The sequence below is a fragment of the Streptomyces sp. YS-3 genome (assembly GCF_045257485.1).
Taxonomy (GTDB): domain Bacteria; phylum Actinomycetota; class Actinomycetes; order Streptomycetales; family Streptomycetaceae; genus Streptomyces.
The window spans coordinates 1-14,369 of the sequence record NZ_JBJHPC010000129.1 but is presented as its reverse complement, the minus strand read 5'-3'; the positions used below and the strand labels follow the sequence as shown (position 1 = coordinate 14,369).

Annotated in this window: 16 protein-coding genes and 1 pseudogene; 9 read left to right on the top strand and 8 right to left on the bottom strand. The window is 69.8% G+C overall.

Going from position 1 to position 14,369, the window contains the following annotated elements; genetic code table 11:
- The 6 genes and pseudogenes from ACJA3G_RS13855 to ACJA3G_RS13830 form a co-directional block, all read right to left on the bottom strand.
- Positions 1–204: pseudogene (locus ACJA3G_RS13855) on the bottom strand (hypothetical protein); the annotation flags it as partial.
- A 204-nt stretch (positions 205–408) separates the two neighbouring features.
- Complete coding sequence (locus tag ACJA3G_RS13850; protein ID WP_406553256.1) at positions 409–669, bottom strand: hypothetical protein; 261 nt, start codon at positions 667–669, stop codon at positions 409–411.
- Between the two features lie 65 nt (positions 670–734).
- Positions 735–1,136 (bottom strand): hypothetical protein, encoded by a 402-nt coding sequence (locus ACJA3G_RS13845; protein ID WP_406553255.1) that lies wholly within the window; start codon positions 1,134–1,136, stop codon positions 735–737.
- 849 nt (positions 1,137–1,985) lie between these two features.
- Positions 1,986–3,443: a catalase gene (locus ACJA3G_RS13840; RefSeq protein WP_406553254.1), complete on the bottom strand. Its 1,458-nt coding sequence runs from the start codon at positions 3,441–3,443 to the stop codon at positions 1,986–1,988.
- A 186-nt stretch (positions 3,444–3,629) separates the two neighbouring features.
- Entirely contained in the window at positions 3,630–4,544 is a 915-nt protein-coding gene (locus ACJA3G_RS13835; protein ID WP_406553253.1) for a 2-hydroxy-3-oxopropionate reductase, read from the bottom strand.
- Positions 4,545–4,609: 65 nt separating this feature from the next.
- On the bottom strand, positions 4,610–5,464 hold the full coding sequence (locus ACJA3G_RS13830; protein ID WP_406553252.1) for a TIM barrel protein: 855 nt from the start codon (positions 5,462–5,464) through the stop codon (positions 4,610–4,612).
- 134 nt (positions 5,465–5,598) lie between these two features.
- Between ACJA3G_RS13830 and ACJA3G_RS13825 the strand changes: the two genes are divergently transcribed.
- The 7 genes from ACJA3G_RS13825 (at position 5,599) to ACJA3G_RS13795 (ending at position 11,493) form a co-directional block, all read left to right on the top strand.
- Positions 5,599–5,850 (top strand): hypothetical protein, encoded by a 252-nt coding sequence (locus ACJA3G_RS13825; protein WP_406553251.1) that lies wholly within the window; start codon positions 5,599–5,601, stop codon positions 5,848–5,850.
- Positions 5,847–6,224: a helix-turn-helix domain-containing protein gene (locus ACJA3G_RS13820; protein WP_406553250.1), complete on the top strand. Its 378-nt coding sequence runs from the start codon at positions 5,847–5,849 to the stop codon at positions 6,222–6,224. The genes ACJA3G_RS13825 and ACJA3G_RS13820 overlap by 4 nt, the downstream gene beginning before the upstream one ends.
- Positions 6,225–6,381: 157 nt before the next feature.
- Complete coding sequence (gene uraD, locus ACJA3G_RS13815; protein WP_406553249.1) at positions 6,382–6,903, top strand: 2-oxo-4-hydroxy-4-carboxy-5-ureidoimidazoline decarboxylase; 522 nt, start codon at positions 6,382–6,384, stop codon at positions 6,901–6,903.
- On the top strand, positions 6,903–7,295 hold the full coding sequence (uraH, locus tag ACJA3G_RS13810; RefSeq protein ID WP_406553248.1) for a hydroxyisourate hydrolase: 393 nt from the start codon (positions 6,903–6,905) through the stop codon (positions 7,293–7,295). Before uraD ends, uraH begins: the two co-directional genes overlap by 1 nt.
- 7 nt (positions 7,296–7,302) lie before the next feature.
- Positions 7,303–8,250: a factor-independent urate hydroxylase gene (gene pucL / locus ACJA3G_RS13805; protein ID WP_406553247.1), complete on the top strand. Its 948-nt coding sequence runs from the start codon at positions 7,303–7,305 to the stop codon at positions 8,248–8,250.
- Positions 8,251–8,386: 136 nt separating this feature from the next.
- Positions 8,387–9,772, top strand: coding sequence for an 8-oxoguanine deaminase (locus ACJA3G_RS13800; protein WP_406553246.1), 1,386 nt, complete (start codon positions 8,387–8,389; stop codon positions 9,770–9,772).
- Positions 9,773–10,086: 314 nt separating this feature from the next.
- A complete protein-coding gene (locus ACJA3G_RS13795) occupies positions 10,087–11,493 on the top strand; it encodes a nucleobase:cation symporter-2 family protein (protein ID WP_406553245.1) in 1,407 nt (468 codons plus the stop codon).
- 82 nt (positions 11,494–11,575) lie between these two features.
- On the opposite strand, the gene ACJA3G_RS13790 is transcribed toward ACJA3G_RS13795, so the two are convergent.
- Positions 11,576–12,424, bottom strand: a complete 849-nt coding sequence (locus tag ACJA3G_RS13790) for a chitosanase (RefSeq protein ID WP_406553244.1) — start codon at positions 12,422–12,424, stop codon at positions 11,576–11,578.
- Between the two features lie 130 nt (positions 12,425–12,554).
- Here ACJA3G_RS13790 and ACJA3G_RS13785 point away from each other — a divergent pair, with 130 nt between their 5' ends.
- Entirely contained in the window at positions 12,555–13,163 is a 609-nt protein-coding gene (locus tag ACJA3G_RS13785) for a TMEM175 family protein (RefSeq protein ID WP_406553243.1), read from the top strand.
- A 138-nt stretch (positions 13,164–13,301) separates the two neighbouring features.
- On the opposite strand, the gene ACJA3G_RS13780 is transcribed toward ACJA3G_RS13785, so the two are convergent.
- On the bottom strand, positions 13,302–13,931 hold the full coding sequence (locus tag ACJA3G_RS13780) for a TIGR03086 family metal-binding protein (protein ID WP_406553242.1): 630 nt from the start codon (positions 13,929–13,931) through the stop codon (positions 13,302–13,304).
- A gap of 111 nt (positions 13,932–14,042) precedes the next feature.
- Between ACJA3G_RS13780 and ACJA3G_RS13775 the strand changes: the two genes are divergently transcribed.
- The coding region (locus tag ACJA3G_RS13775) for a fibronectin type III domain-containing protein (RefSeq protein WP_406553241.1) at positions 14,043–14,369 on the top strand (327 nt) is incomplete at its 3' end.

Sequence of the window (14,369 nt, the reverse complement as noted above, 5' to 3'; positions counted from 1 at the left end):
GGCTTGCGGCGGGGCGAGCTGCGCGGTGATCGCGGCATCGAGAGCCTTGCGTAGTTCCTCGGAGGCCGGCATCTGCTTCTTGGTGAAGATCACTAAGTTCTCGTCGCGTCCGTGTGGGGCGCGTCGGAGGAATCCCTTGCGGGTGATGGTGACGGTCTGTCCGTCGAAGGTGATCTGTCCGCCCGTGCCTCGTGCTTGGATCATGTGCCCCCACTCCAGCGCTGCTGGAGGCGTGTTGGCGCGTACGGGCGGGCGCGGGATGGATATGGCAAAGCCCCGCGCGATGGCGGGGCTAGTCCGGGCCCACCGGACGTGGGGTCCTTCATGAGGGCTGATCGTCCTGGATGCAACTACGGCACGACGACGGCTCCGCCCGGACTCCGGAGCGGGGCCGCTTCATGTCCAGGCTCAGCCCGGGTAATCCTCGCCGAGCACCTCACGCCGCGCCGCCGCGGCCTTCCGGTTCAGCGCGCCCGTCATCCGGAAAAGCGCCACCGTGAGGGCGAGGAACACGACGACGAGCAGCACCTGTGTGATGACGCTGATGACTGCAACGTCCTGTGTGGCGACGGCGATCATCAGCATGATGATGTTGCCGCACAGCCATGCGAACCAGATCCGCAGCTTCTCCACCCGGACCGCCCGCTGTATGTCGGAGTACTCCGCCATCCCCACCACCCCGCAGTCGATGTGCGCGGGAGCATAGCCCCCGCCAGTAAACGCGCGCCCTGAACTCACGGCTTATAGCTGGGATCCATGAGGTAGATCGTGACGGCGATCTCGGGAGTCTTGAGTACGGGCGAGGCTGAGCAAGTGATAGCTATGTCCTTCTCGAAGCGGGTGATCTCCGAATCGACGGGGATGGTGATGGCGCCGTCGGTCTTTCGGGAGCTGCTGAGCATGTCCGCGGCCATGGCCCAGCGTTCGTGCTCGCTCATCCTGGTAAGGAAGTCGCCACAGGTGGTGTCCTTGTAGGGGGTCTTCCAGGTCTGCTCGTACTTGCTCGCGATGGACGGGCTGTGGGTGACCTGCTTGTTGGCGCGCGGCGTGGTGTGGTGCGTCTCGGTGGCGGTGCACGCAGTCAGGGCAGCGAGCAGGGCGGCGGTGCCGATGGCGGCTGCTGTGCGGGAACGCATGCGGGACATGATGTGGGGTGTGCGCGAGACGTGTTAGCGGTGTAGCGGAGCCCGTGACATGTCGCCTCGGGTGTCGAACAGGCTGAGGCCCCGCCCATGGGCTCGGCCGGGGCCGGGGAGTGAGGGGCGGCGTCCGGCCACCGGGGAGAGACCGGACGCGCTCAACGATGCTCGCCATGGCAGACGAATAGGGAATTCCTCAAGACCGTGTTCCCATGATGTTCCCACGGTCACAAAAAGGATCAAGGCTCCACCCATAAGTACAGGTGAAACCTTGATCGACGAGCGCGCGGTTCAGGACCGTAAACCGAACCGAGCGCCCGGGCCAGGAGGTGGTGACCGCCCGACGGAACGAGGCTGGCGCGACAGGACGTTCGCACCGCCGGGCGGAGCTTGGTGGGGACGTGGGCCGGCGGACGGAGTCCGGCGCAGCCGGGCGAAGCCTGCGGAGCAGTGCGAGGGCGGCCGGGAGAAGTGGTCGTTCGCACCGCCGGGCGGAGCTTGGTGGGGACGTGGGCCGGCGGACGGAGTCCGGCGCAGCCGGGCGAAGCCTGCGGAGCAGTGCGAGGGCGGCCGGGAGAAGTGGTCGTTCGCACCGCCGGGCGGAGCTTGAGGGAGGGTGGACGGGATCGCGGCGGCGGGCGATTGGTTGGTCCTGGCATCCTTCCTTCAGGTCAGGAAGGGGCCGGGACAGACCTTGACCACCGCACTGGCATCGACGCGCCGCCGCGATCACCGAGCGTCCGGAGCCACCGGCCACCCCTCATCCGGGCCGGTGGTCCGGACTGCGTACGGAACCCGACCTCCCGTCAGGCTCCGCACGCGGTCTGGGACATGTGTGACCGGGGATCAGTCCTCGCGCAGGGCGCGGACCGCCTCCTCCACGCGCTTGCCGTACTCGGCGTCCGCCGCGTGGAAGTGGGCCAGGTTCTTCTCGATCACGTCGTCGCGGGTGACCTGGGACAGGCCCCCGGCGATGTTCGCCACCAGGCGCGACTTCTCGTCGTCCGACATCAGGCGGTACAGCTCGCCCGCCTGGAAGAAGTCGTCGTCCTTGACGTGGGTGGGGGCCGCGTGGGTGCCCGTCCAGCCGGCGATCGCCAGCGGGGCGGAGAGCGCCTCGTCCGTCTGGGCCGGGCCCGCGTACGAGTTCGGCTCGTAGTTCTTGTCGTGGCGCGAGCCGTAGCGCGTCGCCATCAGACCGTCGCGGCCGTAGTTGTCCGCCACCGTCGCCCTCGGCGCGTTCACCGGCAGCTGGGTGTGGTTGACGCCCAGGCGGTAGCGGTGCGCGTCCGCGTACGCGAACAGGCGGCCCTGGAGCATCTTGTCGGGCGAGGGACCGATGCCCGGAACGAAGTTGTTCGGGGAGAAGGCGGCCTGCTCGACCTCGGCGAAGACGTTGTCGGGGTTGCGGTCCAGGACCAGGCGGCCCACCCGCTGGAGCGGGTAGTCGGCGTGCGGCCACACCTTCGTCAGGTCGAAGGGGTTGAAGCGGTAGTCGGGCGCCTCGGACGCCGGCATGACCTGCACGTACAGCGTCCAGGACGGGTTCACACCGCGCTCGATCGCCTGGAGCAGGTCGGTCTGGTGCGAGTTGGCGTCCTTGCCGGCCAGCTCCGCCGCCTGCTCGGACGACAGGCAGCGGACTCCCTGGTTGGTCTTGAAGTGGTACTTGACGAAGAAGGCCTCGCCCGCCGCGTTCGTCCACTGGTAGGTGTGCGAGCCGTAGCCGTTCATGTGGCGGTACGACGCCGGGATGCCGCGGTCGCCCATCAGCCAGGTGATCTGGTGCGTGGCCTCGGGGGAGTGCGCCCAGAAGTCCCACACGTTGTCCGGCTCCTGCCGGCCCGTGAACGGGTCGCGCTTCTGGGAGTGGATGAAGTCGGGGAACTTGATCGGGTCCTTGATGAAGAACACCGGCGTGTTGTTGCCGACGAGATCGTAGTTGCCGTCCTCGGTGTAGAACTTCAGCGCGAAGCCGCGCGGGTCGCGGACCGCGTCCGCGCCGCCGAGCGAGTCCGCCACCGTGGAGAAGCGGATGAACGTCTCGGTGCGCCGGCCGACCTGCGAGAGGAAGTCGGCCCTGGTGAAGCCGGTGACGTCGTCGGTCACCTCGAAGTAGCCGTACGCGCCGGAGCCGCGGGCGTGGACCACGCGCTCCGGGATCCGCTCACGGTTGAAGCGTGCGAGCTTCTCCAGCAGGTGCTGGTCCTGGAGGAGGATGGGGCCACCGACGCCGGCGGTGGCGGAGTTCTGGTTGTCGGCGACGGGGGCGCCGGACTCGGTCGTAAGCACGCGCTTCGACATCGTGACCTTCCGTACGGGAGCTGCACTGCTGAGCGGTCTGCGGTGTCAGGAGCGTAGGTACGCCCCGAAGCAACGTCAACAGTTTGTTGAAAATGAAGTGGGGTGTTCCGGGCGGCGGCGACGCCTGGGCGCGACAGGACAGGTGTCGGCGCCACCGCCGCCCGGAAGTCTGGGGAGCCGGAAGGCTCAGATCCGGGCGCCGGACAGGCGCTCGACCGCGCGCAGCAGCGCCGAGTGGTCGAGGCCGCCGTCGCCCTGGGCGCGCAGCGAGGCGACCAGCTGGGCCACGACCGCGCCGACCGGGAGCGCCGCGCCGACGTTGCGGGCGGCGTCGGTGACGATGCCCATGTCCTTGTGGTGCAGGTCGATACGGAAGCCCGGCGCGAAGTCCCGGTTGAGGAAGTTGTCCTTCTTGCGGGTCAGCACGGTCGAGCCGGCCAGACCGCCGTTGAGGACGTCGAGGGCCGCGGCGAGGTCGACGCCGGACTTCTCCAGGAAGACCACGGCCTCGGCGCACGCCTGGATGTTGACCGCCACGATGAGCTGGTTGGCGGCCTTCACCGTCTGGCCGGAGCCGTGCGGGCCGCAGAGGACGATGGTCCTGCCCAGCGCGTCGAAGATGTCCTTGGCCGCGTCGAAGTCGGCCTTGTCGCCGCCCACCATGATGGAGAGCACGGCCTCGATGGCGCCGGCCTCGCCGCCGGAGACCGGGGCGTCCAGCACGCGGATCCCCTTCTCCTTGGCGTTCTTGGCGAGGTCGACGGAGGTCTGCGGGGTGATCGAGGACATGTCGATCAGCAGGGCGCCCTGCCGGGCGTTGGCCAGGATGCCGTCCTCGCCGTAGGCGATCGCCTCGACCTGCGGGGACGCCGGGACCATCGTGATGATGACGTCCGCGTCCTTGACCGCTTCGGCGATTGAGGAGGCGGCGGTGCCGCCGGCGGCGGCCAGCCGGTCCAGCTTGTCCTGCTCCAGGGTGAAGCCGGTGACCGGGTAACCGGCCTTGATCAGGTTCTCGGACATGGGCGAGCCCATGATGCCGAGGCCGATCCAGGCGATCGTCGGGCGGGTGGCCGGGGCGGAGTCTGCGCGGGTGCTCATGGGGGGCCTCTCTCAACTGCGGTGTCACGTCAGGAAGTTCAGGGGGCGGCGAAGCCCGGAAGGCCTCAGCGCGCCGCGCGGGCCTCGGCGGGGAGCCAGGCGAAGGACGCGGCGGCGTCGGCGGCCTTGTACTCCAGGCCGACCCAGCCGTCGTAACCGGCCTTGGCCAGCTGGTCCAGCAGGGCCTCCAGGGGCAGCGAGCCGGTGCCCGGCGCGCCGCGGCCCGGGTTGTCGGCGATCTGCACATGGCCGGTCTTGTCCGCGTAGGCCTCGATGACCTCGGCGACGTCCTCGCCGTTCATCGACAGGTGGTAGATGTCGAGGAGGAACTTGGCGTTGCCGAGACCGGTCGCCGCGTTCACCTTGTCGACGACCTCGATCGCGGCCGGGGCGCTCACCAGCGGGTAGAGCGGCGACTCCGGCTTGTTGAGGGTCTCGATCAGGAGGACCGCGCCGATCCGGTCGGCCGCGCGGGCGGCCAGCACCAGGTTCTCCAGCGCGAGCGCGTCCTGCACCTGCGGGTCGACGCCCTCGATCCGGTTGCCGTACAGCGCGTTGAGCGCCCGGCAGCCCACCGAGGCGGCGAAGCCGGCCGCGACCTCGATGTTGGCGCGGAAGCGGTCCGACTCCTCGCCCGGTACGGAGAGGGCTCCGCGGTCGGGGCCCGGCAGGGCGCCCGCGTAGAAGTTCAGCCCCACCAGCTGGGTGCCGGCGTCGTCGAGCGCCTTCTTCAGGGCGTCGAGCTCGGCCTGCGCCGGAGCGGGGGTCTCGATCCAGGGCCACCACAGCTCGACCGCGGTGAAGCCGGCCGCGGCGGCTGCCGCGGGACGCTCCAGGAGCGGGAGTTCCGTGAAGAGGATCGAGAGGTTCACATCGAAGCGCTGGTCCGAGCCGCGTCCATGCTCGAAAAAGGGGGCCATGGGATTCGGCTCCTTCCGTATTGCGGAAGTTACTTTCTGCTTGATGGAAGGTTGCAGGGAGAGCGGTGAGCTTGTCAAGAGGGCCCGTCCGATTGGCCTCCCGGATCTCGCGATCCGGGCAGTAGGTTGTGCGCGTGCGATTGAGAGTGGAGTTCACGACCGAGCCCTTCGACCTGGACGAGGCGCCCCCGCACGCGGTGGCCGCCCGTGAGGTCCTGCAGACGGCGGCCCTCGACGCCGTGGACGTGGGCCCCTTCGGCAACACCGCCGAGGGCGGCGCCGACCAGGTGCTCACGGCCGTCGACGCGCTGCTGCGCCAGTCCCTCGCGGCCGGCGCCACCCGCGTCTCGCTCCAGGTCAACGTGGTGGCGGAGGGGGAGAAGTGACCGAGCCCGCCGACCACCCGCTGGTCACCGCGGTCAAGCCGCTGGTGGACGCCATGGGGGCGGAGATATTCGGACCCGACCAGGCCCAGCCCGACGACGTGGTGCTCAGCTGGGAGGGCGAGGACGTCATCGCCGTGCGGCTGCCCCAGCTGTCGGACTCCCTCGACCACATCCTGGCCGCCCTGGAGCGTCGGCACGGCAGGCCGCTGGCCGAGCTGGACCGCAAGGCCAAGCAGTCGGTCGTACGGACCCTGGAGGCGCGCGGAGCCTTCTCCGTACGCCATGGGGTGGAGACCGTCGCGTCTGCCCTCGGGGTCAGCCGCTTCACCGTGTACAACTACCTGAACAGGGAAAACGCCGCCAAAAGCGAGTGAGAACGTCCCTCCGTGGGCCGTCTCCGGCCGGCCGCCGTCCGTGATCCCGGGCGGCGGCTTTTTGTTGCTCCAAGTTTTCAACAAAGTGTTGACGGGATGTTTCCGAGGGCGTTAGCTATCCGCAGCCCGTCCAGCACCAAGGCCACGGAGGCCGTTCGTGACTTCGACCTCGACGCCGGGCCTCGCCCGGTTCAACACCTCCGACGACAGCACGGCCCGCGCCGCGCTCCACGAGGTGTGCGCCAGCTCGGTATGGGGGAGCAAGCTGCTCGCCCGGCGCCCGTACGCCACCGCCGACGAGCTCTTCGCCGCCAGCGACGCCGCCACGGCCGAACTGGACGTGAAGGACCTGGAAGAGGCGATGGCCGGGCACCCGCCGATCGGGCGGCCGAAGCCGGGGGACCCGACCTCCGCCCGCGAGCAGCGGGGGATGGCCGGCGCCACCGAGGAGCTCAGGGCCGAGATGCTCGAACTCAACCTGGCCTACCAGGACAGGTTCGGCCATGTCTTCCTGATCTGCGCCACCGGGGCCACCGGTGAGCAGATGCGCGACGCGATGAGGGCCAGGATCGGCAACACCGCCGAGGCGGAGCGCGAGATCGTGCGCGCCGAACTCGGGAAGATCAACCGGATCCGGCTGACCCGTCTCGTGGAAACAGAAGAAGAGGACAGGGACTGATGAGCACCGCGACCACCGCATCGGTGTCCACGCACATCCTGGACACCAGCGTCGGACGCCCCGCCGGGAGCGTCGCCGTCTCGCTCGCCGCCCGCTCGGGCCGCGACGCCGAGTGGGTGGCGCTCGGCGGCTCCGCGACCGACGCGGACGGGCGCTGCAAGGACCTTCCGGCGCTGCCGGAGGGCACGACCCATGTACGGCTCGACTTCGACACCGAGACGTATTTCGCCAAGAAGCAAGCCGCCGAGGCGCAGCAGGACGCCCCCCGCGTAAGGGACAGCGGTGCGTTCTTCCCGGAGGTGGCGATCACGTTCGCCGTCGTGCCGGGCGAGCACTACCACGTACCGCTGCTGCTCAACCCGTTCGGCTACTCCGTTTACCGAGGGAGCTAGCAGACAAATGACTGACATTTCCCGTCCCACCCGCCCCGTGATCCTCGGCCAGAACCAGTACGGCAAAGCAGAGAACCGCGTCGTCAAGATCACGCGGGACGGCGACACCCACCACATCAAGGACCTGAACGTCTCGGTCGCCCTCTCCGGCGACATGGAGGACGTCCACTACTCCGGCTCGAACGCCAACGTCCTGCCGACGGACACCACCAAGAACACGGTGTTCGCCTTCGCCAAGGAGTACGGCATAGAGTCCGCCGAACAGTTCGGCATCCACCTCGCCCGCCACTTCGTCACCTCGCAGGAGCCCATCCACCGGGCGCGCATCCGTATCGAGGAGTACGCGTGGGAGCGGATCGCCACCTCCGACGCCAACTCCAGGTTCATCGGCTCGGACGAGGTACGGCACTCCTTCGCCCGCAAGGGCCAGGAACTGCGCACCACCCAGATCACCTTCGACGGTGAGAACTGGGAAGTCGTCTCGGGCCTGAAGGACCTGACGGTCATGAACTCCACCAACTCGGAGTTCTGGGGATACGTCAAGGACAAGTACACGACGCTGAAGGAGGCGTACGACCGCATCCTGTGCACCGACGTCTCCGCCGCCTGGCGGTACAACTGGACCAGCGACGACGACCGGATGCCCAACTGGGAGAAGTCGTACGAGCAGGCGAAGAAGCACATCCTCCAGGCCTTCGCCGAGACGTACTCCCTCTCGCTCCAGCAGACCCTCTACCAGATGGGTTCGCGGGTCATCAACAGCCGCAGCGAGATCGACGAGATCCGCTTCTCGCTGCCGAACAACCACCACTTCCTGGTCGACCTCGAACCGTTCGGGCTCAAGAACGACAACGAGGTCTACTTCGCGGCCGACCGCCCCTACGGTCTGATCGAGGCAACCATCCTGCGGGACGGTGTCGAGCCGCGGATCCCCGTCGACATGACCAACCTCTGACGCGGAGCGCCCCCGGTCCCCGCCGCCCGGGGGCGCGTCCCTCCCTCGGCACCCGTGGGCCGCCCGGCCCCGGCACTCAAATCCTCCAGGGTCCTGCCGTGCCCACCCCCGAGCTCGTGAAAGAAGAGGAAGCACGATGGCACCATCGGCAGCCCAGCGCATCGTCATCGAAAACTGCGCGATCGCGACCGTGGACGCCGACGACACCGAGTACGCCTGCGGGTATCTCGTCGTCGCCGGCAACACGATCGAGTCGATCGGCGCGGGCAGCGCCCCGGAGGGCCTTACGAGCGTGGTCCGCCGCATCGACGGCACCGGCCATCTGGTGACCCCCGGGCTGGTCAACACGCACCACCACTTCTACCAGTGGATCACGCGCGGCCTGGCCACCGACCACAACCTCTTCAACTGGCTCGTGGCGCTCTACCCCACCTGGGCCCGCATCGACGAGCAGATGGCGCGGGTCGCCGCGCAGGGCTCCCTCGCCATGATGGCCCGCGGCGGTGTCACCACTGCGATGGACCACCACTACGTGTACCCGCGCGGCGCCGGGGACCTGTCCGGCGCGATCATCGGCGCGGCCTCCGAGATGGGTGTCCGGTTCACGCTGGCTCGCGGCTCCATGGACCGCAGCAAGAAGGACGGCGGACTGCCGCCGGACTTCGCCGTCGAGACCCTGGAGGGCGCGCTCGCCGGGACCGAGGAGACCGTGGACCGCTTCCACGACGCCTCGTTCGGCGCGATGACGCAGGTCGCGGTCGCCCCCTGCTCGCCGTTCTCGGTCTCCACCGAACTGATGAAGCAGGGCGCGGAGCTGGCCCGCCGCAAGGGCGTACGGCTGCACACCCACGGCTCGGAGACCGTGGAGGAGGAGCAGTTCTGCAAGGAACTGTTCGGGATGGGGCCCACCGACTACTTCGAGTCGACCGGCTGGCTCGGCGAGGACGTGTGGATGGCGCACTGCGTCCATATGAACGACTCCGACATCGCCGCCTTCGCCCGTACCGGCACCGGCGTCGCCCACTGCCCCTCCTCCAACGCGCGGCTGGCGGCCGGTATCGCCCGTGTCCCGGACATGCTGAAGGCGGGTGTCCCGGTCGGTCTCGGTGTCGACGGCACCGCCTCCAACGAGTCCGGCGAACTCCACACGGAACTGCGCAACGCGCTCCTGATCAACCGTCTCGGCGCCCACCGCGAGGCGGCCCTGAACGCCCGCCAGGCGCTGCGGCTCGGTACGTACGGCGGCGCCCAGGTGCTCGGCCGCGCCGCCGAGATCGGCTCCCTCGAAGCCGGCAAGCTCGCCGACTTCGTGCTGTGGAGGCTCGACACCCTCGCCCACGCCTCCATCGCCGACCCGGTCACCGCCATGGTCTTCGGCGCCGCCGCCCCGGTGACGGCGTCGTTCGTGAACGGCAAGCAGATCGTCGAGGACAACCGGCTCCTCGACGTCGACGAGGACGCCATCGCCCGCGCCACGCGGGACGAGGCGCAGCGCCTCGCGCGGATCGCCGCGCAGGGCTGATCCCGGACCGGGATTCCCGCCCAGGAGTCCGGCCGAGGGGGACGGCCCCCGGCCGGTCGCCGTGGACCCGAGCGGGGTCCGCGGCAGCCGCGCCCGGGGAGTGCGCACCACAGATACGTGCGCGCTCCCCGGGACGGTGACCCGTGCCCATCCCCGCACGGCGCACCGCCCGTACCGCCCGCACTTCCGTACCCGTACGAGACCCTGCCGTACGCCGTACGCGACACCGCCGACACCCACGCACGCGTCACCCAGCACCACCTCCCTGACACCCGCGTCACCCGCCGACGTGTAACCGACCGGAGGAACCGCCCGTGGCCCCGCAGCCCAGGTTTCGCAACGACGTAAGTGCTCCCGACCCCGCCCCTGAGAAACACCCGGTCGACGAGACCCTGCCCCCACTGAAGATGTTCACCAGTGGCCTCCAGCACGTGGCCGCGATGTACGCGGGCGTGGTGGCCCCGCCCATGGTCGTCGGGCCCGCCGTCGGGCTCACCCCCAAGGAGACCGCGTTCCTGATCGGCGCGAGCCTCTTCACCGCCGGGCTCGCCACCCTGCTCCAGACCCTCGGGTTCTGGAAGGTCGGCGCCCGCCTCCCGTTCGTCAACGGTGTCTCCTTCGCCGGTGTCACCCCGATGATCGCCATCGGCAAGGACCGCGGCCACGAGGGCATGGCCGTCATCTTCGGGGCGGTGATCGTCGCCAGTGTGCTGGGCTTCCTGCTCGCCCCGTACTTCAGCAGGCTGCTCCGCTTCTTCCCGCCCGTCGTCACCGGCACCGTGATCACCCTGATAGGCGTCTCGCTGCTCCCGGTCGCCTTCCGCTGGGCCCAGGGCGGCGACGCCGCGGCCCACGACTACGGTTCGATGAAGAACATCGGCATGGCCGCGCTCACCCTGGTGATCGTGCTCGCCCTGCGCAGGCTGCTGCGCGGCTTCCTCCAGCAGATCGCGATCCTGCTCGGACTGGTCGTCGGCACCCTGGTCGCCGTGCCGTTCCACATGACCAGTCTGGACGCGCTCCGCGGCGCGGACGCGGTCGGCTTCCCCACGCCGTTCCACTTCGGCGCCCCGCACTTCGAGGCCGCGGCCATCGTCTCGATGTGCATCGTGATGCTGGTCTGTATGACGGAGTCGACCGCCGACATGCTGGCGCTCGGCAAGATCGTCGGACGGCCCGCCGACGAGCGGACCATCGAGGGCGGACTGCGCGCCGACACCCTCGGCAGCGCGCTCAGCCCGCTCTTCAACGGCTTCATGGCCAGCGCCTTCGCCCAGAACATCGGTCTGGTGGCGATGACCAGGGTGCGCAGCCGCTTCGTGGTCGCCACCGGCGGCGGCATCCTCATCCTGCTCGGGCTGTGCCCGGTGGCCGCGTCCGTGATCGCGCTCGTACCGCTGCCGGTGCTCGGCGGCGCGGGCATCGTCCTCTTCGGCTCGGTCGCGGCCAGCGGCATCCAGACGCTGGCCACCGCGGCCCTGGAGCAGGGCGAGAACGCCCTGATCGTCGCCGCCGCGCTCGGCATCGGGCTGATCCCCATCGCCGCGCCGACCTTCTACGACGCCTTCCCGGAAAACGTCCGCGTGGTGCTCGACTCCGGCATCTCCACCGGCTGCGTGGTGGCGATCGTGCTCAATCTGGCCTTCAACCACCTGGGGCGGAAGGCGAGTTCGCCGGACGGGGCGCCCGTGCTCGCGGAGCCCGTGGTGGCCGCGCACTGAACCCGCCCCACCCGGCCCGCACGCGAGCGGCGCGTACGACACCTACCCCGTGTCGTACGCGCCGCTCTGTCATGCGGCCGGCTCAGCCGATGTGGTACGGGTCGCCGTAGACCTTCCAGTCCAGCGGCGTGTTCAGGTTGAGGTTGCCCTTCTTGAGGAACACCCGCTGCTCGGTGTCGACGCGGCTGGTGTCGCTGTGCGCCTCCTCCTGCTTCATCGCCCAGACGCGGGCGTCGAGGAAGGCGTTGAGGTACTTCGTCTCGTCGCCGCCCTGGGACGGCGGCTTCGCCTTGGCCAGCGCCTTCTTACGGATGCTGCTGAAGCTGGTCGGGTCGCCGCCGTCGCCGTGCATGACGATGGCGTCGTAGTACATGAACTGCCCGAGCGTGCCCACACCGTCGGCCTTGCCCTGCTTGACGGCGGGGTTGAAGTAGACCCGGTCCCGCTCGTCGTTCTGGGCGTTCTTGAAGGCGGTCTCCGAGGCGGCCGTCTTCCAGTCCTTGGTGAAGTTGGGGTCGAGCCCGGCGTGCGAGTCGCTCCCGTTCACCTTGCGCAGCGCGGGCAGGTACTTCTGGAGTACGTTCCCGGGCTCCCGGGCGGAGTACAGCTCGACCAGGTCGAGCATGTCACCGGTGCCGGAACAGAACCCGATGATGCCGGCCGTGTAGCCCCGGCCGTCGTCGATGTCCTCGATGTACTTGTACTGGGCCTTCCAGTTCAGTGAGGAGTTCTCCGCGCTGGAGACGAGCTCCATCGCGATTTCCTTCTTGGCCGGGTCGTCGAGCCCGGTAGCCGCTGCTGCCATGGGGGCATTGTGGCTGGTCGCGGCGGTGGCGGTGGCCGCGGGGAGCGCGATCACGGCGGCACCGAGCACGGCGGACGCGGTGATCCGCAGACGTCGTGCGAGGGCGCTGGAGTGGGGGGTGAGCACCTGACCTCCTGGGGGAGTCGGTCGTTCCCTGTTTTGTTAGGAAACTTTCCTACCACTACCGCGAGGGGCCGTACAGCCTTGTGGCAAAAGGAAGTTGAAGATTCGGCGCGCGTCGGGTTCAGTTCACCCGGTGAATGAATCGAGCCGGGTGGAGGCCTTCAGCGACGGCGTCTTCGCCATCGCGATCACCCTTCTGATCCTGGAAATCAAGGTGCCCCCGCACGCGGGCGACCACCTCTGGAGCGACCTCGGCCACCAGTGGCCCTCGTACGCCGCCTACGTGGTGAGCTTCCTGGTCATCGGCATCATGTGGGTCAACCACCACACGCTGTTCAGCTATGTGGTGCGCGTCGACCGCACGCTGATGTTCCTCAATCTGCTGCTGCTCATGACCGTTGCCGCGATCCCCTGGCCCGCGGGGCTGATGGCCGAATACCTACGGGAGGACAACGCCTCGCACGTGGCCGCCGCCGTCTACAGCGGACTCATGGTCGTCATGGCCCTCAACTTCCAGGCACTGTGGTGGCATGTGACCCGCACCGGCCACCTCTTCGACGGACGCGTCGACTTCACCGCCGCCCGGGCCACCCGCGCCCGCTTCGCGCTGGGCTCGCTCGCCTATCCGGCGACGGTCCTGCTCGCCTTCGTCTCGGCGCCGCTCACGCTCGCCGCGCACGGGGTACTGGCGCTGTACTACGGCTTCAACCAGCTCAGGATCCCGACGAGGGAGCCCGTCTGACGTTCGGCACGGCCGCGGGCGCCAGCGGGCCCGCGGCCTCGGCCGTCCGCAGCACGGACCCGGCCGCCGGTGCCCGCCGGGCCCTGTGCGCGGCCGGGTCGCTGCCGCTGGGGACGGCGCTCGCCGTCGCCGCCGGGCTCAGACGGCCCAGCCCGGGTCCCGTCCGCTGAGCCCCACCACCCGGTCGAGCACCGGGGCTTCCTCGGGCACCTCCACGATTGGCCCGAACGCGGGGGCGCGCATCGCGTCGTCCCGGCTCGCCGCGAAGAAGCCGTGGACCACCTCCAGGTTCGCGGCGCCGGGATCGTAGGGCTGTCCGGTCGCCCGGGCCAGGTCCCAGCCGTGGACGACCAGTTCGTTGAGGGCGACGACACCCGCGATCGCGGCGGGGAAGGTGAAGCCGCCCGCCCGGGTGTCCCCGTCCCAGGCGGTGGGCGCGCGCCACGCCTCGGCCAGCGCCGCGAGCCGTCCCGGCAGCCCGGTGCGCCAGTCGGCGGGCGGCTCGGGGGTGACCGACCCCGGGTCGGTGGCGGTCGCAGGGCCGAAGTCCTTGCGGGCTGCTGCCTCGAAGGCGGTGGTGAGCCCGTCGAGGTGCCCGATGAGCTCGCGCACCGAGTACGCGGGGCACGGCGTCGGCGCCGCGAGCTGCTCGTCGCGTACACCGTCGAGCAGCCGGGCCACGGCTCCGGCGGCGGGCCCCAGGTCGGGGCGGGGGGACTGCGTGTGGTTGTCCATACCGGTGAGACCGGCCCGGCGGGCGGAACTCATCGCGGCCGGGAAGGATTTGCGTACCGGACCCGGAGCGTCCGCCCCCTTGCCGTGCGCCGCCGACTGTGCGATATAGGTCTGGACCAACTTGTGCGGAGGGAGGCCGCGACCGTGCGACGCCCGTTCCGCCACGCCGTGTTGGCGCTCTGCGCCCTCGTCCTCGCCGGGTGTTCCGCGACCGCCGGGGAGCGGGACGGCAGGGCGCCGACCGTGCCGGGCGCGGTGACCGCCCAGGCGAGCAGCGCCACCTCGGTGCACGTCATGTGGGAGGCGTCCACCGACGACCGGGGCGTCACCGGGTACGAGGTCCTCCGGGGCGGCGCCCGGGTCAGGGCGGTACCGGGCGGGACGCACATGACCGACGTCGACGGGCTGGCTCCCGCCACCGCCTACCGGTTCGCCGTGCGGGCCCGTGACGCGGCCGGCAACCTCTCCGCC